The following is an 18,967-nucleotide window of genomic DNA, read 5'->3' as shown; positions in this document are numbered from 1 at the left end:
CCCTACGGGCAGGTTGGTGGTGAATGGCGGGTGCGCACGCTTACCCGCCCTACGGACAGGCTGGTTGTGAATGGCGGGTGCGCACGCTTATCCGCCCTACGGCCAGGTTGGTTGCGAATGGCGGGTGCGCACGCTTACCCGCCCTACGGGACAGGTTGGTTGCGAATGGCGGGTGCGCACGCTTACCCGCCCTACGGGACAGGTTGGTTGTATGTAGGGCGGGTAAGCGCAGCGCACCCGCCGATGTAATGCACTCGCCATAAAAAAGGCTGCCACCGGCAGCCTTTTCACTTTCACTGAGCGCAGAAACCTTATACCAGGCTTCCCCACAGATCATACTCGTCGGCGTTCTCCACCTTCACGCGCACCACATCGCCTGGCTTCAGTTTGGTTTCACCGTTCAGGTACACCGCGCCGTCGATTTCCGGGGCATCCGCCATGCTGCGGCCAATCGCGCCTTCCTCGTCCACTTCATCTATGATGACCAGGATCTCGCGGCCCACTTTCTCCTGCAGGCGCTCGGCGGAAATCTGCTGCTGCAACGCCATAAAGCGGTTCCAGCGCTCTTCTTTCACCTCTTCCGGCACCTGATCCGGCAGATCGTTGGCGGTGGCGCCTTCAACCGGGCTGTACTTAAAGCAGCCCACGCGATCCAGACGCGCCTCTTTCAGGAAATCGAGCAGCATCTGGAAATCTTCTTCGGTTTCGCCAGGGAAGCCGACAATAAACGTCGAGCGCAGGGTCAGCTCCGGGCAGATCTCGCGCCACTGCTTAATGCGCGCCAGCTGGCGGTCTACCGAACCCGGACGCTTCATCAGCTTCAGAATACGCGGGCTGGCGTGCTGTAACGGGATATCCAGGTACGGCAGGATTTTGCCTTCCGCCATCAGCGGAATCACATCGTCCACGTGCGGGTACGGGTAGACGTAATGCAGACGCACCCAGACGCCGAGCTTCGCGAGCTGTTCGCACAGGCTCACCATGCTGGTTTTAACCGGGGAGCCGTTCCAGAAGCCGGTGCGGTGTTTCACGTCCACGCCGTAAGCGGAGGTGTCCTGCGAAATCACCAGCAGTTCTTTAACGCCTGCTTCCACCAGACGTTTGGCCTCGGCCAGCACGTCGCCAATCGGGCGGCTGTCGAGATCGCCGCGCATCGACGGGATAATGCAGAAGGTGCAGCGATGGTTACAGCCTTCAGAAATTTTCAGGTAGGCGTAGTGGCGCGGCGTCAGCTTCACCCCCTGTTCCGGCACGAGGCTCAGGAACGGGTTGTGCTTCGGCTTCGGCACATAGTGATGAACATGTTGCAGCACCTGCTCGTAGCTGTGCGGCCCGGTGATCTCCAGCACTTTCGGGTGCACTTCGCGGATCTGGTCTTCTTTCGCGCCGAGACAGCCGGTGACAATCACCTTGCCGTTTTCATTCAGCGCCTCGCCGATCGCCTCCAGCGACTCCTGCACCGCGCTGTCGATAAAACCGCAGGTGTTGACGATAACCATATCGGCGTCGTCATAGCGTGGCACCACGTCATAGCCCTCGGTGCGAAGCTCTGTCAGGATGCGCTCAGAGTCCACTAGGTTTTTTGGGCAGCCCAGCGAAACGAAGCCGATCTTTGGCTGCTGCATTACATTGCTCATAGGTCAAAAATTCATCATTTATGGAGTTATCAGGGCGGGGATTTTACAGAGGTTGGTGGGAAATTTGTACTGGTATCTTGCGCCCGCGCGATGTTAAAGATTTTGTAAAAGTCAGCCGGGCCGTTCTGCGGCTGGCTACCCTTAATCGGGACTGCCATAAGGAGAACGCTATGCCGCTACGCTCGCCACGTTTACTCGCTCTGCTGCTCGTTGTGAGCGCCTCCGCCGCCGCGCTGCCTGCAAAGGTGGATGTGCTTGCCGATAATCTCGAAAACCCGTGGTCGCTGGCGTTTCTGCCGGATAACCAGGGCATGCTGATAACGCTTCGCGGCGGCGAGCTGAAACGCTGGCAGCCGGGTAAAGGGCTTTCCGCCGCCATCTCCGGCGTGCCGACGGTCTGGCATCAAGGGCAGGGCGGACTGCTGGACGTGGTGCTGGCGCCCGATTTTAACGAGAGTCGCCGCGTCTGGCTGAGCTATGCCGAAGGCGGCAGCGACGGTAAAGCGGGCACCGCGGTGGGTTACGGGCGGCTTAGCGACGATATGCAGCGGCTGGAAAATTTTAAGGTCGTGTTCCGCCAGCAGCCGAAGCTCTCGGTGGGCAACCATTTTGGCGGGCGTATGGCGTTTGATGGTAAAGGGCATCTGTTCATTGCGCTCGGCGAGAATAACCAGCGCCCGACGGCGCAGGATCTCGATAAGCTTCAGGGCAAAGTGGTGCGTCTTACGGAAAATGGCGACGTGCCGAAGGATAACCCGTTTGTCGGCAAACAGGGCGTGCGCCCGGAGATCTGGTCTTACGGCATTCGCAACCCGCAGGGCCTGGCGCTCAACCCCTGGAGCCAGACGATATGGCTTAACGAGCACGGCCCGAAAGGCGGCGATGAAATCAATATTCCCGAAGCGGGCAAAAACTACGGCTGGCCGCTCGCCACCTGGGGCATCAATTACAGCGGCGAGCCTATTCCGGAGGCCAAAGGCGGCGAAGCGCCGGGCACCGAACAGCCGCTGTTCTACTGGAAAGTCTCGCCCGCGGTGAGCGGCATGGCGTTTTATAACGCTGATAAATTTCCGCAGTGGAAAAACAAGCTGTTTATCGGCGCGCTCAAGGAGCAGAACCTGATTCAGCTGTCGGTGAACGGCAAAAAGGTGACGGAAGATGGCCGACTGCTGGAGAAAGAGAATAAACGCATTCGCGACGTGCGCGTCGGGCCGGACGGCTTCCTGTATGTGCTGACCGACGAAACCGACGGTCAGCTACTGAAAGTCAGCCCGGCGTCGTGATCAGCTCACCGGGATCATCACGATATTGCGAAACGCCGGGCGTTCGGTGAGCTGCTGATACCAGCGCTCCAGGTGCGGGCGCGGCGTCCACTCGATGCCGACGTTAAAGAGGTTATAGATGTGTGGCGCAGGGGCCATATCGGCGATGCCGAACGCGTCGCCGGAGAGCCACGGGGTTTTCGCCAGTTCGGCGTCAAGAATGGCGAACAGCGCGTCGCACTGCTTTTTGCTCTCTTCAATCAGCGCCGGATCGCGCTGCTCGGGCGGCGTGCGCACCAGGCTGAAGACGACGCCGCGGTGCGGGGCAGGCAGCGTGCTGATGGCCCAGTCCATCCACTTTTCGCCGCGGGCGCGCTCAACGGGGCTTTCCAGCCACAGACGGCCCTGTCCATACTGCGCCGCCAGATAACGCACAATAGTGTTGGATTCCCACAGCACCAGCCCAGTTTCATCGTCACGCAGGCATGGCACCAGCCCGTTCGGGTTCATCTCCAGATAATCCGCGTCGTGGTTAATGCCATATTTGCCGCCCGCCGGAATGCGGTTATACGGCAGCTCCAGCTCTTCCAGACACCACAGCACCTTCTTCACGTTAGTGGAATTTTCTCGACCCCATACGGTAATCATATCTTGCTCCTTTGCAGATGAACGATGCCGTGGCGACGGCGCGCCACGAAGATATTCCATGGTGGAATAATCCCCGCGCTTTCGCAACTGCCTGAAAATGCCGTGTCACTTTGTGACCGGAAAGTGAAACTTTAAAAACTTTACCCCCGCGCTGTTTCATTGATGGCGTTTGTGCGTTATTACTCATCTTTTCACCGATACGGTTGATTTGTAGTAGTTTCTGGAATGGATATTCAGGTGGCTCTTATGACCTCATTCTCACGCTCCGGCGCTCGTCGCGTGCTGGCTCTCTCAGGCGCGTTTCTATTGATTTCCCTCTCCACCGCCCACGCGGCCGACCCGATGGCGCCCGCCGCGCCGGACGTCGACGCCCGCGCCTGGATCCTGATGGACTACCACAGCGGCAAAGTGCTGGCTGAAGGCAACGCGGATGAAAAACTCGATCCGGCAAGCCTTACCAAACTGATGACCAGCTATGTGGTCGGTCAGGCGCTGAAGGCCGGTAAAATTCATCTCGATGATAAAGTGACCGTCGGCAAAGACGCCTGGGCGACCGGCAACCCGGCGCTGCGCGGCTCGTCGCTGATGTTCTTAAAACCCGGCGATCAGGTGTCGGTGGCCGATCTCAACAAAGGCGTGATTATTCAGTCCGGCAATGACGCCAGTATTGCTATCGCCGATTATGTGGCGGGCAGCCAGGACGCGTTTGTCAGCCTGATGAACGGCTACGCCAAACGCCTGGGGCTGACTAACACGACCTTTAAAACGGTTCACGGCCTCGATGCGCCAGGGCAGTTCAGCACCGCGCGCGATATGGCGTTGCTCGGCAAGGCGCTGATCCACGACGTGCCGGATGAGTATGCCATCCATAAAGAGAAAGAGTTTACGTTCAATAAGATCCGCCAGCCGAACCGCAACCGCCTGTTGTGGAGCAGCAGCATGAACGTCGACGGAATGAAAACTGGCACCACGGCGGGGGCGGGCTATAACCTGGTCGCCTCGGCGACGCAGGGCGATATGCGCCTGATCTCGGTTGTGCTAGGCGCGAAAACCGACGGCATTCGTTTTCGTGAATCGGAAAAGCTGCTGACATGGGGCTTCCGCTTCTTTGAAACCGTCACGCCGATTAAGCCGGATGCCGCGTTCGTTAACCAGCGCGTCTGGTTTGGCGACAGCAGCGAAGTGAAACTCGGCGCGGGCGAGGCGGGTTCGGTGACGATCCCCAAAGGCCAGCTGAAAAACCTCAAAGCCACCTATACGCTCAATTCGCCGCAGCTTACCGCGCCGCTGAAACAGGGCCAGGTAGTGGGCACTATCGATTTTCAGCTTAACGGCAAGAGCATTGAGCAGCGCCCGCTGGTGGTCATGGAAGCGGTAAATGAAGGCGGTTTCTTCAGCCGGATGTGGGATTTCGTGCTAATGAAATTCCATCAGTGGTTCGGGAGCTGGTTCTCGTAACCGTGCGCTCCCGGCTTAAGGGAGCGTTTACCACATCACGCTGACGTTCGCCGCCTGCGCCCAGGCGATAAACGCGTCGTCGGGCATGCGGTCAGTCGCGATAGTATCGAATGCCTCAAGCGGCCCCATGCAGGCGGGCCGCACCTGCCCAAATTTGCTGTGATCGGCCACGATCACGTGACGCTGGGCCATCTCCAGCGCCCAGTGTTTCACCGGCAGTTCGTCGAGATTAAAACAGGTCGCGCCATACTGGGGATGCACGCCCGCTGCCGAAAAAAACGCGATATCAGGGCAGAGATTGCGCAGCGTTTCCTGGAAGGTCAGCGGTTTGAAAATCGCGTTGCTGGCGTGGAATTCGCCGCCACAGAGGATAACGCGGCAGTGCGGTTTCTCCTGGAGCGCCAGAAAGGTGTTAAGCGAATAGCAGATGCCGGTAAAAGGCAGGGCGTCGTCCAGCGCGTCGATGATCCACGGCGTGGTGGTGCCGCAGTCGAAAAAGAGCGTCTGGTGCGGGTGGACAAGCGACGCCGCGAGCGCGGCCGCGTGGCGTTTCTCCTCCACCAGCCGGGTCTGTTCATCGCTTAACAGATAGCGGCTTACCGCCACGCCGCGCGGCTCCAGCACAATGTAACCGCCAAGCAGCGTGACCGGCGCGTCATTACCCTGCAGGTCGCGGCGAATCGTCATCTCCGAGACGCCAAGCAGCGCCGCCGCCTCTTTGAGATGCATTTTATCCTGTCGCTTCAGTGCCTGGAGCAGTTGCGCCAGTCGCTCGTCACGCCGCGTTTCCATAGTCCCTCTTGCTCAACCCGGCGCCACGCCCGTCGCGCGGCACCTGAAAAGTCGTGCAATCTTACCTGTGGACCTGCGGTTAGTCACGCACCCAGCCTTTACGGATAGGCAGCGCGAAGCAGAGACGATAGAGCTGGCGCAGCGTGCGGTAGAGCGGTTCGCCAAGCGGTGCCCAGAGGATTTGCGCGCTCAGACAGGCAAGCATCGCCACCAGCAGACCACCCGCCATATCGAGCGGCCAGTGGACGCCGAGATAGATACGCGACCAGGCAATCGCGCAGGCGACGGCCATTAACAGCGTGCCAGACCAGACGCGATGCCAGAAGAGAAACGCCAGCGCGAAGGTGAAAATCACGGTGCCGTGATCGCTTGGATAGGAGTCGTCCGGCGCGTGCGGCAGGAACTGATGACCGAGGCCGACCACAAACGGGCGCGGATGGGGAAACAGATGGCCCGCAAGCCAGGAGACGGCGAGGCTAATGAGCAGTGCCAGCGCGAACTTCACCACCAGCCTGCGCTCGGTCGGACGCCAGAGCCACAGTACCACCGGCAGCAGCGGCACAATCGAGATAAGATCGCGGGCGATAAACGTCGCCAGCGCGATAAGCCAGCCCGGCGACGCGGGCGTCGCGTTAATGTGCAAAAACAGAAATTGATTCAACGCTTCCATCATAGGGTTGCGGGTTCCTTATTCATCAATGTGGTGGTCACGCCCCACGTCACCACCTGCGTGAGCCACACCCACCAGCCTGCCCACAGGTTATGGGTGAAGAAATGCGCACCGCGCATCACCTGGCCGAAGCCCATCGCGAGCCCGAGCGCAATGCCGGCCGCCAGCGCCAGCCGGGCGTACCCCGGATGCTCGCGCCGCAGGCCGAACCAGAGGCCCATCACCATAAAGCCGCTGGAGGCGTGGCCGCCAGGGAAACAACGGCCAGGGCCGCTGCCGTCCGGTACCGCGCCAAAAAGCGGATAAGAAAGCGCCTTTCCGCCATACTCAACGAGATCCCACGGGCAGCTATGATGGCTGGTGGCCTTCAGGATGCCGACAACGGCGGCGCCAAGGCCCATCAGCACCGCGACCATTATCCAGCGCGGATGGCGACGAATCACGCCATACAGCAGGCTCCCGACGGCGACCGCGATAGCGCAATATTTGGCGAGCCGGTGGTTGAGCAGATCAAGCCAGTAGTTGTCCTGCCAGGGAAAATTCCCTGCGGCGGCGTCAAACCACATCTGCGTCAGCCAGCGGTCCAGCGTTTCGGTGCGTGACAGCCAGGTGAACAGCACGCCCAGCGCCGTTAGCAGCGCAAGCTGACCAACATAAAAGCGCACGGGCAGGGAATAAAGGGAGATTGTCTTATTTATCCGGGGTCTGGCAGGCCAGAAAAGCGGAGATAAAGTACGCATCGCGGCGTCATCCGGAAGCTGAAAAGGGCCAGCATAAAGCGGCTTACTTAAGAAAACCTTAAACAGCAGAGCTAAAGGCGCGCCACGCCACGGTTGTCGCACATAATTCACTATCGCGCGGCGCGGCAATTCATTACACTTTGCGCGATTTTATAGATGGATGACTCATGCAAACTCACGCAAACCGAACCGGACGTCTCGGACGCCAGGCGCTGCTGTTCCCGCTCTGCCTGGTGCTCTACGAATTCTCGACTTATATCGGCAACGACATGATCCAGCCTGGCATGCTCGCGGTCGTGGAACAGTATCAGGCGGGCGTCGAATGGGTGCCCACCTCCATGACCGCCTACCTCGCAGGCGGCATGTTTTTACAGTGGTTGCTCGGCCCGCTCTCTGACCGTATCGGCAGACGCCCGGTGATGCTGGCGGGTGTGGCGTGGTTTATCGTCACCTGCCTCGCCACGCTGCTCGCTCAGAACATTGAACAGTTCACTGTGCTGCGCTTTTTGCAGGGCATCAGCCTGTGCTTTATCGGCGCGGTGGGCTATGCCGCGATTCAGGAGTCGTTTGAAGAGGCGGTGTGTATCAAAATCACCGCGCTGATGGCGAACGTCGCGCTGATAGCGCCGCTGCTCGGGCCGCTCGTCGGGGCTGCCTGGGTGCACGCCGCGCCCTGGGAGATGATGTTTGTGCTTTTCGCCGTGCTGGCGGCCATCTCGTTCTTTGGCCTGTGGCGCGCCATGCCGGAGACGGCCACGCGGCTTGGCGAGAAGCTGTCGCTGCGGGAGCTGGGCCGCGACTATAAAGCGGTGCTGAAAAACCTGCGCTTTGTGTCCGGAGCGCTGGCGATAGGCTTTGTCAGCCTGCCGCTGCTGGCGTGGATTGCGCAGTCGCCGGTCATTATCATCAGCGGCGAGCAGATGAGCACCTATGAATATGGCCTGTTGCAGGTGCCGATTTTCGGCGCGCTGATCATTGGCAACCTGGTGCTGGCGAAGCTCACCGCCCGGCGCTCCGTGCGCTCGCTGATTGTCATGGGCGGCTGGCCGATGATGTTCGGGCTGGCGCTGGCGGCGCTCGCCACGGTGATTTCCTCCCACGCGTACCTCTGGATGACGGCGGGCTTAAGTATTTACGCTTTCGGCATCGGCATTGCCAACGCGGGCTTGGTGCGCCTGACGCTCTTTGCCAGCGATATCAGCAAAGGCACCGTCTCGGCGGCGATGGGCATGTTACAGATGACCATTTTCACGGTGGGTATTGAGGTCAGCAAACACGCCTGGATTGGCGGCGGCAATGCGCTGTTTAACCTGTTTAACTTCGCAAGCGGCCTGCTGTGGCTGGGCCTGATGGTGATTTTCCTGAAGGACAAAACCGTAGGCACCCGCCCGGAAGCGTAACGCATAACGCGACGGCCCGCCTGGGCCGTCGTCTCAGGCGAACGGGGCTTCGCCGTTCAGCACCTTGTCGATAATCTCCAGCACGCCATCCTGATGGTTGGCCGGCGCACGGTAGCGCGCCACTTTGTGTATCGCGTCCGGCGCGTTGTCCATCGCAAACCCAAACCCCGCATGGCGCAGCATGTCGACGTCATTGCCGCCGTCGCCAAATGCCACGACCTCGCTGTCTGCAATGCCCCAGCGCTGTTGCAGCATCTGAATGCCGTTGGCTTTGTGAAGCCCCGGAATAATGAGATCGATAGAGCCGTGGCCGCTTGAGACCGGCACCACAATGCCTTCAAACGCTTTGGTCAGTTCGTCCATTCTTTTCAGCAGCTGGATATCCGGCAGGTTGAGCGCGAATTTAAAGAAAATATCGTGGATATCGTGCAGATCATCGACAAACGCCAGGCGGTGATAGTAGCGCGCCGCCATTTTTTTGAAGCGCTCGTCGTAGCGCTTGAGCGTGTAGCCGCTGTTTTTTCCGCAGGCGATAATCTCTAAATCGTCAAGCGTCATCAGGTGGTCAATGACGTGACGATACTCATCATCGCTCAATTCGCCGTTAAACACATCTTCGCCTTCGCAGACCACCCACGCGCCGTTTTCCGCCACGAAGGCAATTTCATTGGCGATGTCCGGAAAGAACGACGTCAGCTGGTAATACTGGTTGCCGCTCGCCACCACAAAACGGATGCCGCGCGCTTTCATTTCGGCGTACTGCTTAAGAAAACGCTCGCGGTGATAGGTTTTGTCATCGCGTAAAAAGGTGCCGTCCATATCCACGGCGATTAACTTAACTGTCATAAACGCTCCTTAAGGATTTACCCGGCCTGATACGCTAAAAGGGCGGATAATGGGCTGTTAACATAAGCTGTGGTTATTAAAAGAATTTTCACTTAATTCAAATTTACACCTAAAGCTAAACTGCCTGGGGGCCGATAGTAGCCTTGTTAACGACTCTCCGATGTGCGAAACGGCAACCCTATGGCGACTATCTTCAACAACCTGATGTCAGGCAATGTCCTGAAGCAGCAGCAAAAAACGGCCGCTAGCTTAAGCCAGTCCATCGAGCGCCTCTCATCCGGCATGCGCATTAACAGCGCGAAGGATGACGCCGCCGGGCAGGCTATTGCCAACCGTATGTCGGCCACGCTCAGGGCGAATGACGTGGCCTCGCGCAGCATGAACGACGGGATAAGCCTCTCGCAGACGGCCGAGGGGGCACTTTCTGAAGTCACCGATCTGCTGACGCGTGCAAAAGAGCTGGCCGTCCAGTCCGCGACCGGCACGCTGGACACGAGCGATCGCGCGGCGATTTCCGCTGAATTCAGCGAGATCAAAGCGCAGATGGACGCCATTTCCACAGGGACGACGATTTTTGGCAAATATCCGCTGGCGCCCGCGGCATCGCCGCCACCGCCCGCGCCGCAGCTCGGTAATATTCCATCTATTAACCAGCGCTTTCCGGTGCCCGGCCAGCAGTACACCTTTACCTCCGGGCTGGTGCCGCTGGCCTATATTCCGGCTGGGGCGACCAATATTACGCTGACCATTAACTCGGGCTGGATGGATGACGATATCCAGCTGTTCAGCCGCGATGGCAGCCATCTCGTCGGCACACCGGTGAATGGCCCTACGCGCGATTTCACCTGGACGAATAACGGGGTGAACAGCACAGCGATGGCGAATACTAAAATTATCTCTACCGATAACGGTTTTTTGCCGGGTGCCAGCTATAGCGACGCGAACCTGACGCAGGGGCCGCCCACTTACAACGTCAATGGCGGCGCGGTGAAGCAGTACAACGGCATGACTATTACCTACAGCGGCGATGGCGACCGTTACGAGACACCCGCGACAGGCTGGGCCAACAACGGTACTGTGTCGCCAGGTGACTATCTGGAACGGCTTTCCATTGATAAGGTCACAGAAGATGTGATCATTATGGTAGTGGGCAACGGCTCGTTCTATGGCGATATGACCTGGAGTAAGCTGCCAAAGCCCACCGATTCGCCGGATAACGGGCCGGTCAGCACCAATACGGATATTGTGATGAGCGCCGACTACGGCGAGGCGGTGCAGTATAAAACCATCCCCGGCACGCCCTCGGACACCAAAACGCTCGGCCTTGATACCGCGCGGCTTGATAATCAGCAGAGCGCGTCGCAGGCCATAGACGCCATCGATCATGCGATCGATACCGTAAGCGCGTATCGCGGCACTTACGGCAGCCTGGTGAACACGTTTGACTCCGCGAAAGAGGCGATGGCCCAGAAGACCGTCGCCACGACCGCCGCGCGCAGCCGCATTGAAGACGCGGATTTCGCGCAAGAGGCGAGCAACCTCAGCCGCACGCAGATCCTGCAACAGGCCGGGGACGCCGTGCTGGCACAGGCGAACCAGCAGGCGCAGAGCGTGCTCGCGCTCCTTAAATAACGTCACGCGCCTGCCCGGACGCTGACTCAACCGGCGTGGCGGGTTTCGCCACCGCGCGGGCCACCAGGGCCGCCAGCACCACCAGCGACAACACCACCAGCATCGCGCTGCGTAATCCGTAATGTTCCCCCAGGAAGCCGAGTAACGGCGGGCCGACCAGGAAGGCGACATAGCCCGCCGTGGCGACCACGCTAACGCGCACCGGCGCATCTGGCCCGGTATCGCTCGCCGCCGAAATGGTCAGCGGGAAGCCGAGCGACGCGCCCAGCCCCCATAGCAGCACCGACACGCTCGCGATAATCGGGTTATCAACAAAGATAATCAGCCCGATGCCGAGCGCGCCCATTAAGGCGCTGGCGCGAACCACATTCACGCGGCTGTAGCGGTCGATAAACCAGCCGCCAAAGAAGCGTCCGAGCGTCATGCCGAGCGTGAAACCCGCGTAAATCAGCGAGCCAGAAGTGGGGCTGAAACCGTGGCCGTCCACCATCAATAATGGCAGCCAGTCGTTGGCGGAGCCTTCGGCAAACGCCATCGCCAGCACAATCAGGCCAATCAGCAGCAACTGGGTATCTTTCCAGAACGGGATATGACCGGCAGGGCGTTGCTGGCGCGCTTCTTTCGCCTCTTTACCGACGCCGTGCGGAATAGCCCGCAGCCCGACGATGATCGGGATGACCGTCACCAGCGTGGCGATGGTGAGATGCAGATCGGCGCGAAAATGAAACGCCGTCAGGCTCAGGCCGATGCCTGCGCCAATCAGCGTGCCGAGGCTGTAAAAGCCGTGCATCATCGGCAGCACGGTTTTGTTCTGTAGCTGCTCAACCGTCGCGCCTTCGACATTCAGCGCCACTTCGGCGGACCCCATGCCCGCGCCCAGCACCGCCAGCCCGCAGGCAAACAGCAACGGCGAGGCGAGCCACAGCGCGAGCGCCATCAGCAGCATCCCGATAACCCCAAGCGCCATGCCGTTGCGGATAACCGTATGCGTGCCGAGGCGCTTCACCAGCCAGCCGGAGCAGAGAATACCGCTCATGGAGCCAACGGAAAGCCCGAACAGCACGATGCCCATCCCGGCGGTGGAGACCGCCAGCACATCACGAATGGACGGCGTGCGGGTCGCCCAGGAGGCCATCAACAGGCCCGGCAGAAAGAAAAACAGAAACAGCGCCCACGTCCGGTGACGCAGCGCGGAAGAGTGATTCACGTCGGATGACATAGTCCATTCGCCTGGAGAGTGAAAAAGAAACCTTTAAAACGTAGCAAGGTTGTGTACATTTGTACACATACAGAAAATGCTTTTCCGCTTGAGATTTCGACACCCATGGCGACACGACAAAACGACCCGCAGCGCCGCGAGCGCATTCTTGAAGCGACACTCGCCTGCATCGCCACGCACGGCTTTCATCATATTACGCACCGAAAAATCGCCCTTGAGGCCGGCGTGCCGCTCGGCTCCGTCACTTATTATTTCACCTCGTTGGAGGCGCTGCTGGCCGAGGCGTTTACGCGTTTCGCCGAGAGCATGTCGCGCCAGTACCAGGCGCTGATGGCGCAGGCGCAGAGCCGCGAAGAGGCCTGCGAGGCGTTAACGGCACTGATTTGCGGCGCGCAGGTGACGACGCCTGAAAATATGGAGCTGATGTATCAGCTTTACGCCTACGCGAGCCGCCAGCCACAGCTCAAAATCATCATGCAGGACTGGATGCGCCGCAGCCAGCAGACGCTCGAAACCTGGTTCGACCCGGCGACCGCCCGCGCGCTCGATGCGTTTGTCGAAGGAATGACGCTGCACTACGTCGTTGACCGCGAGCCGCTGAACCGCGAAACCATCCGCAGTATGGTGGGGAGAATTGTGGGGGAGGGTGAGGGGAACTGAATACACGAAACCGAGAAAGAGACTTCTGGTCAATTAAGCCTAATTAAAATGATGCAAAATCCCCTCGACGGCATTTCGCTTTAATATATTTGTGCGCAAAAAGGACGGGAGCGGATGGAGACGGTATCTGATAAAGAGATTCAGGCAATGATCTTAAAAGAATTGCCGCTGATGACGTCTTTTACACTTAAAATACAAACGCCTGATATCGACAGTCCTTTGCAGGAAACGTTTGAAGCCGAGGATATCGCCGAGATGGCGCAGGCGCTTTTTAGACATTTCGGAACAGAGCACAGCTGCTTCGATCTGGCCGCCTACTATCCGTGGAAAACCTCGGGATGGTTTTCACGCAAGCCAGTGATACAGGATAAACCGCCATTGACAATCAGGATGTTTGTGGCGTCGGTAAAGGCGGGACGGTGGTCAAGTGGGTGAAGTACCGGATATTAGGTCCATGGATGGAAAGACGCTGCAAGAATACCTGCATGGAATGGGAAAAAAAGAGTGGTGGGAATTGGTTGCCCGGCTAAGACTGGTAAAACCGAAGCGGAAAAAAGCATACAAGCAGAGTATTTCGGATCAGCAGCGCCTACAGCTTGGGGTAGAACTGAGTTCCAGAGGGTTCGATGGCAACGAGACAAAGATTAACCTACTTCTGCGCGGCGGCAGTATTCCGTCAGGTGCCGGGCTGCGTATTTTTTACCGCAACCACCGTCTGCAAGAAGATGGCAAATGGCGGCAGTGGTACTAAGGCACCTTAGATGGAGCGTTACAATCCAGCCAGACTCTTACCGCGAATGCGGGCAACTTCATACTTAAGTTCAGCCGCTTTGGCCTCGCAAAGCCTTAAGGCTTTTAGCCATTGTTCTGTTGTAGGCTTACCAAATATGTCCTCCATTACCACAACCAAGTAAAGGCAGCGGCCAGTGCCAGGTTCGCCTGCAACCAGGCAGGCTGCGTTAGTTCCCGCCATAAGTTCAATACATGCTTTACGCATCGATTTATCCTTTATCCCGTTGTCTCCTTTAAAGCATCGCACTTGATCCATCTGTTTGAATATAGAAAAAACAATTAACATTTGATGGTTAATTATATGCTGTATTTAAATACAGTTTTTTTGAATGGAGGGGAAAATGCAGGACTATTTTTTGGAGTCGTTGAAGCTCCAGCGCATTGATTTTTTGTGAAGCTTGTAGCGGCCAGTGAGTGCGATGATGAAGAGAAGCGGCTTGCTATCCAGTGGGTTTCGGAGCTGACAGATGAATCGATGGCGAAAATCCGTACTCATGAGTACAACCGTTCAATGAATCTCCCCAGTTAGATATAGGAACGTTGCTGGCGTTAGGATTGGATTCTAACGCCAGCAAGGTTGTACAACGAGCCATGCGAGGCGTTAGTGCTATTGTGCATGTCTATGCTGTATGAAAACGCATGATCGTTTGAGGATCGTTTTTGCTGAGGCCCGCCAGAAATGGCGGGCTTTTGCTTATGTCATGCAGGTGTATGAAAACCATCACATAAAGCGGGCAGGCGTGGCGGGGATACGAGCGCGCGCATACCGTAAAGTTGTAGTTGCACAAAAAATTAATCTTAGATATAAAAAGAAAAAATGGAGCATATATATATGAAGTTTTTGATTAAAATACTGGCTCTAATTTTGCTAGTTGCTTCAGGGGCTTGGTTTTGGTTAAAGCCTGGATTCGACTCTGGAATTGCAGCCATTACTGCATTGATTATGTTATTAGGATTGTTTGCCTCAGATAAATTAAATGTTAATTCTTTGAGACAAAAAGTTTCAAGAAATTCATGTGGGATACAAGCTGGGGGGAATGTCACTATCTCTACTGGAAAGGAGAAAGAATAAAATGGGAATTATTGGTAAAGGTGCTAACCAATCTGTAAGTGATGGCTCGTTTGCATTACAGGCCGGTGGTGATATTAAAATTACAACAGGATTGTCAGCTGCAGACGTGATTCAGCTTTTTGATGTCCTTTTTCAAAACCAATTCCCCAAGATTCAGGAGGTTGCTAGAGAGCAGGCAATTAGCAATCGGAGGGAACTGGAAACGCTTGTGATTAGTGAACTACACAAGAATTCAGAAAAAATAATTATAGACAAGTTTAAGGATCCAGACATTCAGGCATTGTTGAGTGATGCATTGACCTTTGCTGCAAGAAAGGGTAAGAAATCTCATCCAGATTTGTTGTCTAAATTAATAGTAGAAAAAGTGTCTGGGGGTAATTCGGATTTGATGGAAATTATACTGAATGAAGCAGTTAGTGTTGTCCCTAAACTTACTAAACCTCAGATTTCTTTGATTTGTGTGATTTTTGTCTTAAATGATGTTCAAATGACTGCGATTCCTGCGGGGAATATACTTCATATGTTAGAATCATTCCATCAAAAGTTTGAACAGTATCTGGGTAGTAAATTTGATTTGTCGCCTACAAGTTTAAAACACCTAAGCTATACCGGTGCATGTAATTATAATGATTTTATGGTGCGTGACACGGTTGATAGTTATCTCCATAAATATGCTTACTTTGGTGCAAGTAACGTTGAAAAAGCTAAGAAGAAATTGGGTTTTATTGCTCCTGCAATATTTCGTTTTATTAATAAAATTAACGCCCCACAAATCGGTGGCGTTAATTTGACAGGCGTAGGGCAAGCTATAGCTATCACTACTCTTAAGGAAATAGCTCCTTTTGATTATGCACAGTGGTTGAAGTAATAAATAAGTACTATTTGAATTTTCACTTTAAATCACAGGATGCAAAATTCACTACATCCTTCTTCAACCAGTTATTCAGTTCCTGCAGACGCCTCTGCAATGGCATCAGCTCATCGCGGACAAAGACGAGGCTTGCCCTCTCTACATCCCCAAACCCCCCAACATTGCTCGGCATAATCCCCATCATCTGCAGTGGCACCCGATGCGCTGCCATCATGTCATCGCGGCTCACATTCTTGATGTTCAAAACTCATCCTTTGCCGCCACTTCTGACAGCGGGATGATCTGGATACCGTCCTTTTTGCCGTTGGGCGAGTACATAAACAGGTTGCGGAAGTTGCCCGCTCCTTTGGCACTTTTCATCGCATTGCGGAGATTGTTTACATCTTCCTGGTTCTGCGCGGCGTCGGTCATATACATGAATACGCCTGCATGACTGCCGTTAATGTAATATTTACGACGGAACAGCGTGGCGGACTCGTTTAGCAGGACGGAGGAATGGCTGAGAGGCAGCCGGGAAGCCGGTAAATCTCCTGGTTAATATCAGGCTCAAGAAGATGGAAAATGCTTGCCGGCGTTAATGCATAGGGCTGCCGCAGCTTTGTCGCCATCCGTCCAAAAGCGGTCTGGTAACTAATTAAATGTTAAAAGCGTAAACCCCAGGCAACAAAAAACCCATCAACCTTGAACCAAGATGGCGGGGTTGATGGGCTCCACAAAATGGGGACATCAAAGAAAAGCAGTGGCACTAATTGAGACTGGCGCTTTTTCGAAAAGTTCGCGCCATCTGCAAAATTTCTCGTTTTTTTATGTGCCGGGCCAGATGATGACGATAAGCGTACCGGCGAGCGTCAGCAGAACGTTGGCGATCGCATAGGTGCCCGCGTAGCCGAGCGCCGGGATGTTGCTGCGCGCGGTATCGCTGATGATCTCCATCGCCGGTGCGCAGGTGCGCGCGCCCATCATCGCGCCGAACAGCAGCGCGCGGTTCATGCGCAGCACATACGCGCCGAACAGGAAGCAAATCACCACCGGCAGCAGGCTCACTATCAAACCCGCAAACAGCATCTGGCCGCCCACGGCACCGAGGCCGTGGCCGATGCCGCTGCCCGCGCTCAGGCCCACGCCCGCCATAAACACCATCAGGCCAAACTCTTTCACCATCATCAGCGCGCCCTGCGGGATATAGCCGAATGTCGGGTGGTTGGCGCGAAGAAAGCCGAGCATGATACCGGCAAACAGCAGACCGGCGGCGTTACCGATGCCGAAGCTGAACGAGCTGAACTGGAAGGTGATCATCCCGATCATCAGGCCAACAATAAAGAAGGCGCAGAAGGCGAGAAGATCCGTTACCTGGCTGTGGATGGAGATAAACCCGATGCGGTCGGCGATGGTTTTCACGCGCCGGGCGTCGCCGCTCACCTGTAAGACGTCGCCTTTGTTAAGAACGATGTTATCGTCAATCGGCATCTCAATCTGGCTGCGGATGACGCGGTTTAAGAAGCAGCCGTGGTCAGTGAGCTTAAGCTGGCCAAGACGGCGGCCCACCACGTTATGGTTTTTCACTACAATCTCTTCGGTGACGATACGCATATCGAGCAGATCGCGGTCGAACACCTCTTTGCCGTTGCGAAAGCTCGGGTCGAGGCGCGCGTGGGCGTCCGGGTAGCCTACCAGCGCAATCTCATCGCCCATCTGCAAGACCGCGTCGCCGTCCGGGTTCGCGAGAATGCCGTTGCGGCGGATGCGCTCGATATAACAGCCGGTCTGGCGGTAAATGCCAAGCTCGCGCAGATTTTTGCCATCGGCCCAGGCGACCAGCTCCGGCCCCACGCGATAGGCGCGGATAACCGGCAAATAGACTTTGCGGTTGGCGTCGGTGTCGAGACCGCGCTCGCGCGCAATCTGCTGAGCGCTGGTTTGCAGATCCTGATGCTGGAGCTTCGGCAGGTAGCGCGCCCCGAAAATCAGGCTCACCAGCCCGATAAGGTACGTCAGCGCATAGCCGAGGCTCAGGTGATCCAGCGCCTGGGCAAGCTGCGCGCCTTCCATACCGGCGTGGCGTAATGTGTCGCCTGCGCCCACCAGCACGGGGGTTGACGTCATCGAGCCTGCGAGCATCCCGGCGGTGAGGCCGATATCCCAGCCGAACGCGCGCCCAAGACCGAGCGCGATAAGCAGGGCGCTGCCGACCATCACCAGTGCCAGCATCAGATAATTCTTACCGTCGCGAAAGAAAATAGAAAAAAAGTTAGGGCCGGCTTCCACACCGACGCAAAAAATAAACAGCATAAAGCCGAGGTTAAGTGCGTCGGTGTTAATCGAAAAATGCTGCTGGCCTAATAATAATGAAACGACTAAAACGCCAATGGAATTACCCAGTTGCACAGAACCCAGGCGTAATTTGCCAAGACACAGGCCGAGCGCCAGCACCACAAATAATAACAGGATGTAATTCCCGTTTAACAAATCTGCGACGTTTATATTCACGGAGGCTAACTTCTTGTTTACCAGTAAGTTGTTGAAAAGGAGAGGCTTCTGGGCTAGGATTTTGCTTATGTTTTGCCGGAAGTGCGCTTTTTCCGGCGCCATTATTTCGTCTGCATAAGCTTTTAGCCGCCGCTAGTTTAATCGTTATGAATAGTATCGGCCAGCAAGAATATTCTATTACCCGCAGTTAATTATGAGGCACGGACTGCCGCCATGCTTTATCTGACTAAATATCCGCACCGGCGGAGAGGAGATCAGGTTGATTCAGGCACTATCAGGGGGATATCTGTTGATGCGACGTCATAGCCGGGCTGCGACCGCCTGCTGTTTTATTCTGTTTCTGGCGGTATTCATGGCACAAAAAATGGTGCCGGGTACGTTTACGCCAGGCGTCAGATCGATGGATTTGGGGATTTTATATTTCATGCTGCCCGGCGCTGTGGCGGGTGTTTGCGCCAGACGTGGTCGTGAACTTAAGCCGCTGGCTGGCGCGCTGCTGGCCGCGCCGCTCTGTCTGGTGCTTTTGCATCTTTGGGGCGGGGAAGTGCGCTCCTTCTGGCAGGAGCTGGCATGGATTTTCAGCGCACTGTTCTGGTGCTCTATCGGGTCGCTCTGCTGGCTGTTCCTGCTTACGCTGCGCCATCGCGGGGACGGCAGACGCCGGCTGTAACGGCCGGTTTCATTTTACTTTCTTAACGCAACGTTCCGTTAACCGCCATCCGGCGCATTACGATTATACTGATGTGTTTTGGGCAAGCTTTCGCTTGCTTTTCAACACACC

19 protein-coding genes and 3 pseudogenes are annotated in these 18,967 nt (G+C 56.3%); 12 read left to right on the top strand and 10 right to left on the bottom strand.

Features of this window, described 5'->3' with window-relative positions:
* Positions 1-311: 311 nt before the first annotated feature.
* A complete protein-coding gene (gene rimO / locus AFK66_RS12670; protein WP_007782361.1) occupies positions 312-1,637 on the bottom strand; it encodes a 30S ribosomal protein S12 methylthiotransferase RimO in 1,326 nt (441 codons plus the stop codon).
* A 170-nt stretch (positions 1,638-1,807) separates the two neighbouring features.
* Here rimO and AFK66_RS12665 point away from each other — a divergent pair, with 170 nt between their 5' ends.
* Complete coding sequence (locus AFK66_RS12665) at positions 1,808-2,920, top strand: PQQ-dependent sugar dehydrogenase (protein WP_007782363.1); 1,113 nt, start codon at positions 1,808-1,810, stop codon at positions 2,918-2,920.
* On the opposite strand, the gene AFK66_RS12660 is transcribed toward AFK66_RS12665, so the two are convergent.
* Entirely contained in the window at positions 2,921-3,547 is a 627-nt protein-coding gene (locus tag AFK66_RS12660) for a glutathione S-transferase family protein (protein WP_004388117.1), read from the bottom strand.
* Positions 3,548-3,793: 246 nt separating this feature from the next.
* Between AFK66_RS12660 and dacC the strand changes: the two genes are divergently transcribed.
* Positions 3,794-5,005, top strand: a complete 1,212-nt coding sequence (dacC, locus tag AFK66_RS12655; protein ID WP_032983093.1) for a serine-type D-Ala-D-Ala carboxypeptidase — start codon at positions 3,794-3,796, stop codon at positions 5,003-5,005.
* A 27-nt stretch (positions 5,006-5,032) separates the two neighbouring features.
* Here dacC and deoR read toward each other — a convergent pair whose 3' ends face one another.
* From deoR to AFK66_RS12640, 3 genes are all read right to left on the bottom strand, one after another.
* Positions 5,033-5,797, bottom strand: coding sequence for a DNA-binding transcriptional repressor DeoR (gene deoR, locus AFK66_RS12650; protein ID WP_007782369.1), 765 nt, complete (start codon positions 5,795-5,797; stop codon positions 5,033-5,035).
* Between the two features lie 79 nt (positions 5,798-5,876).
* Positions 5,877-6,470 carry an undecaprenyl-diphosphate phosphatase gene (gene ybjG / locus AFK66_RS12645; protein WP_007792187.1) on the bottom strand — a complete coding sequence of 198 codons (594 nt, stop codon included), beginning with the start codon at positions 6,468-6,470 and terminating at the stop codon, positions 5,877-5,879.
* Positions 6,467-7,207 carry a phosphatase PAP2 family protein gene (locus AFK66_RS12640; RefSeq protein WP_032968745.1) on the bottom strand — a complete coding sequence of 247 codons (741 nt, stop codon included), beginning with the start codon at positions 7,205-7,207 and terminating at the stop codon, positions 6,467-6,469. The genes ybjG and AFK66_RS12640 overlap by 4 nt, the downstream gene beginning before the upstream one ends.
* Positions 7,208-7,374: 167 nt before the next feature.
* Between AFK66_RS12640 and AFK66_RS12635 the strand changes: the two genes are divergently transcribed.
* Positions 7,375-8,607 carry an MFS transporter gene (locus AFK66_RS12635; protein ID WP_007782376.1) on the top strand — a complete coding sequence of 411 codons (1,233 nt, stop codon included), beginning with the start codon at positions 7,375-7,377 and terminating at the stop codon, positions 8,605-8,607.
* 33 nt (positions 8,608-8,640) lie between these two features.
* On the opposite strand, the gene AFK66_RS12630 is transcribed toward AFK66_RS12635, so the two are convergent.
* Positions 8,641-9,453: a Cof-type HAD-IIB family hydrolase gene (locus tag AFK66_RS12630; protein WP_007782378.1), complete on the bottom strand. Its 813-nt coding sequence runs from the start codon at positions 9,451-9,453 to the stop codon at positions 8,641-8,643.
* 180 nt (positions 9,454-9,633) lie between these two features.
* Between AFK66_RS12630 and AFK66_RS12625 the strand changes: the two genes are divergently transcribed.
* Positions 9,634-11,085: a flagellin N-terminal helical domain-containing protein gene (locus tag AFK66_RS12625; protein ID WP_023899078.1), complete on the top strand. Its 1,452-nt coding sequence runs from the start codon at positions 9,634-9,636 to the stop codon at positions 11,083-11,085.
* Here the strand turns inward: AFK66_RS12625 and AFK66_RS12620 are convergent.
* Positions 11,078-12,304, bottom strand: coding sequence for an MFS transporter (locus tag AFK66_RS12620; protein WP_007782387.1), 1,227 nt, complete (start codon positions 12,302-12,304; stop codon positions 11,078-11,080). The genes AFK66_RS12625 and AFK66_RS12620 overlap by 8 nt on opposite strands.
* Before the next feature lie 105 nt (positions 12,305-12,409).
* Between AFK66_RS12620 and AFK66_RS12615 the strand changes: the two genes are divergently transcribed.
* The 3 genes and pseudogenes from AFK66_RS12615 to AFK66_RS12605 all read left to right on the top strand — a co-directional run.
* Complete coding sequence (locus tag AFK66_RS12615) at positions 12,410-12,964, top strand: TetR/AcrR family transcriptional regulator (protein WP_007782389.1); 555 nt, start codon at positions 12,410-12,412, stop codon at positions 12,962-12,964.
* Between the two features lie 114 nt (positions 12,965-13,078).
* On the top strand, positions 13,079-13,399 hold the full coding sequence (locus AFK66_RS12610) for a DUF1493 family protein (protein ID WP_007782392.1): 321 nt from the start codon (positions 13,079-13,081) through the stop codon (positions 13,397-13,399).
* Positions 13,395-13,715: pseudogene (locus AFK66_RS12605) on the top strand (replication endonuclease); the annotation flags it as partial. The gene AFK66_RS12610 and the pseudogene AFK66_RS12605, both read left to right, overlap by 5 nt.
* An 18-nt stretch (positions 13,716-13,733) precedes the next feature.
* Here AFK66_RS12605 and AFK66_RS12600 read toward each other — a convergent pair.
* The gene (locus tag AFK66_RS12600; RefSeq protein ID WP_144083710.1) at positions 13,734-14,042 is read right to left on the bottom strand and encodes a hypothetical protein; all 309 of its coding nucleotides are present in this window, start codon (positions 14,040-14,042) and stop codon (positions 13,734-13,736) included.
* A gap of 55 nt (positions 14,043-14,097) precedes the next feature.
* Here AFK66_RS12600 and AFK66_RS21515 point away from each other — a divergent pair.
* The 4 genes and pseudogenes from AFK66_RS21515 (at position 14,098) to AFK66_RS12585 (ending at position 15,696) form a co-directional block, all read left to right on the top strand.
* Positions 14,098-14,285: pseudogene (locus AFK66_RS21515) on the top strand (hypothetical protein).
* A gap of 100 nt (positions 14,286-14,385) precedes the next feature.
* A complete protein-coding gene (locus tag AFK66_RS12595) occupies positions 14,386-14,592 on the top strand; it encodes a hypothetical protein (protein WP_032968060.1) in 207 nt (68 codons plus the stop codon).
* Complete coding sequence (locus tag AFK66_RS12590; protein ID WP_032968063.1) at positions 14,589-14,828, top strand: hypothetical protein; 240 nt, start codon at positions 14,589-14,591, stop codon at positions 14,826-14,828. The genes AFK66_RS12595 and AFK66_RS12590 overlap by 4 nt, the downstream gene beginning before the upstream one ends.
* Position 14,829: 1 nt before the next feature.
* On the top strand, positions 14,830-15,696 hold the full coding sequence (locus AFK66_RS12585) for an LPO_1073/Vpar_1526 family protein (RefSeq protein ID WP_032983090.1): 867 nt from the start codon (positions 14,830-14,832) through the stop codon (positions 15,694-15,696).
* A gap of 22 nt (positions 15,697-15,718) precedes the next feature.
* On the opposite strand, the pseudogene AFK66_RS12580 reads toward AFK66_RS12585, so the two are convergent.
* Both AFK66_RS12580 and AFK66_RS12575 read right to left on the bottom strand, forming a co-directional pair.
* Positions 15,719-16,289: pseudogene (locus AFK66_RS12580) on the bottom strand (phage portal protein); the annotation flags it as partial.
* A 214-nt stretch (positions 16,290-16,503) separates the two neighbouring features.
* Complete coding sequence (locus tag AFK66_RS12575; RefSeq protein ID WP_007782403.1) at positions 16,504-18,186, bottom strand: aspartate:alanine antiporter; 1,683 nt, start codon at positions 18,184-18,186, stop codon at positions 16,504-16,506.
* 292 nt (positions 18,187-18,478) lie between these two features.
* Here AFK66_RS12575 and ybjM point away from each other — a divergent pair, with 292 nt between their 5' ends.
* Entirely contained in the window at positions 18,479-18,856 is a 378-nt protein-coding gene (gene ybjM, locus AFK66_RS12570; RefSeq protein WP_007782404.1) for an inner membrane protein YbjM, read from the top strand.
* Positions 18,857-18,967: the final 111 nt, after the last annotated feature.

Origin of the sequence: Cronobacter malonaticus LMG 23826, assembly GCF_001277215.2 — a bacterium.
Classification (GTDB): domain Bacteria; phylum Pseudomonadota; class Gammaproteobacteria; order Enterobacterales; family Enterobacteriaceae; genus Cronobacter; species Cronobacter malonaticus.
The sequence above is the reverse complement of the archived record's forward strand: the minus strand, read 5'-3'. Positions and strand labels throughout refer to the sequence as shown.

Excerpts from the sequence above, each read along its gene's own strand:
- ybjG (WP_007792187.1), bottom strand. The coding sequence starts at position 6,470 with ATGATGGAAGCGTTGAATCAATTTCTGTTTTTGCACATTAACGCGACG.
- AFK66_RS12595 (WP_032968060.1), top strand. The coding sequence starts at position 14,386 with ATGAAAACGCATGATCGTTTGAGGATCGTTTTTGCTGAGGCCCGCCAG.
- AFK66_RS12635 (WP_007782376.1), top strand. The coding sequence starts at position 7,375 with ATGCAAACTCACGCAAACCGAACCGGACGTCTCGGACGCCAGGCGCTG.
- AFK66_RS12600 (WP_144083710.1), bottom strand. The coding sequence starts at position 14,042 with ATGTTAATTGTTTTTTCTATATTCAAACAGATGGATCAAGTGCGATGC.
- AFK66_RS12665 (WP_007782363.1), top strand. The coding sequence starts at position 1,808 with ATGCCGCTACGCTCGCCACGTTTACTCGCTCTGCTGCTCGTTGTGAGC.
- deoR (WP_007782369.1), bottom strand. The coding sequence starts at position 5,797 with ATGGAAACGCGGCGTGACGAGCGACTGGCGCAACTGCTCCAGGCACTG.
- AFK66_RS12590 (WP_032968063.1), top strand. The coding sequence starts at position 14,589 with ATGAAGTTTTTGATTAAAATACTGGCTCTAATTTTGCTAGTTGCTTCA.
- AFK66_RS12620 (WP_007782387.1), bottom strand. The coding sequence starts at position 12,304 with ATGTCATCCGACGTGAATCACTCTTCCGCGCTGCGTCACCGGACGTGG.
- AFK66_RS12625 (WP_023899078.1), top strand. The coding sequence starts at position 9,634 with ATGGCGACTATCTTCAACAACCTGATGTCAGGCAATGTCCTGAAGCAG.
- dacC (WP_032983093.1), top strand. The coding sequence starts at position 3,794 with ATGACCTCATTCTCACGCTCCGGCGCTCGTCGCGTGCTGGCTCTCTCA.
- AFK66_RS12640 (WP_032968745.1), bottom strand. The coding sequence starts at position 7,207 with ATGCGTACTTTATCTCCGCTTTTCTGGCCTGCCAGACCCCGGATAAAT.
- AFK66_RS12610 (WP_007782392.1), top strand. The coding sequence starts at position 13,079 with ATGGAGACGGTATCTGATAAAGAGATTCAGGCAATGATCTTAAAAGAA.
- rimO (WP_007782361.1), bottom strand. The coding sequence starts at position 1,637 with ATGAGCAATGTAATGCAGCAGCCAAAGATCGGCTTCGTTTCGCTGGGC.
- AFK66_RS12660 (WP_004388117.1), bottom strand. The coding sequence starts at position 3,547 with ATGATTACCGTATGGGGTCGAGAAAATTCCACTAACGTGAAGAAGGTG.
- ybjM (WP_007782404.1), top strand. The coding sequence starts at position 18,479 with ATGCGACGTCATAGCCGGGCTGCGACCGCCTGCTGTTTTATTCTGTTT.
- AFK66_RS12585 (WP_032983090.1), top strand. The coding sequence starts at position 14,830 with ATGGGAATTATTGGTAAAGGTGCTAACCAATCTGTAAGTGATGGCTCG.
- AFK66_RS12630 (WP_007782378.1), bottom strand. The coding sequence starts at position 9,453 with ATGACAGTTAAGTTAATCGCCGTGGATATGGACGGCACCTTTTTACGC.
- AFK66_RS12615 (WP_007782389.1), top strand. The coding sequence starts at position 12,410 with ATGGCGACACGACAAAACGACCCGCAGCGCCGCGAGCGCATTCTTGAA.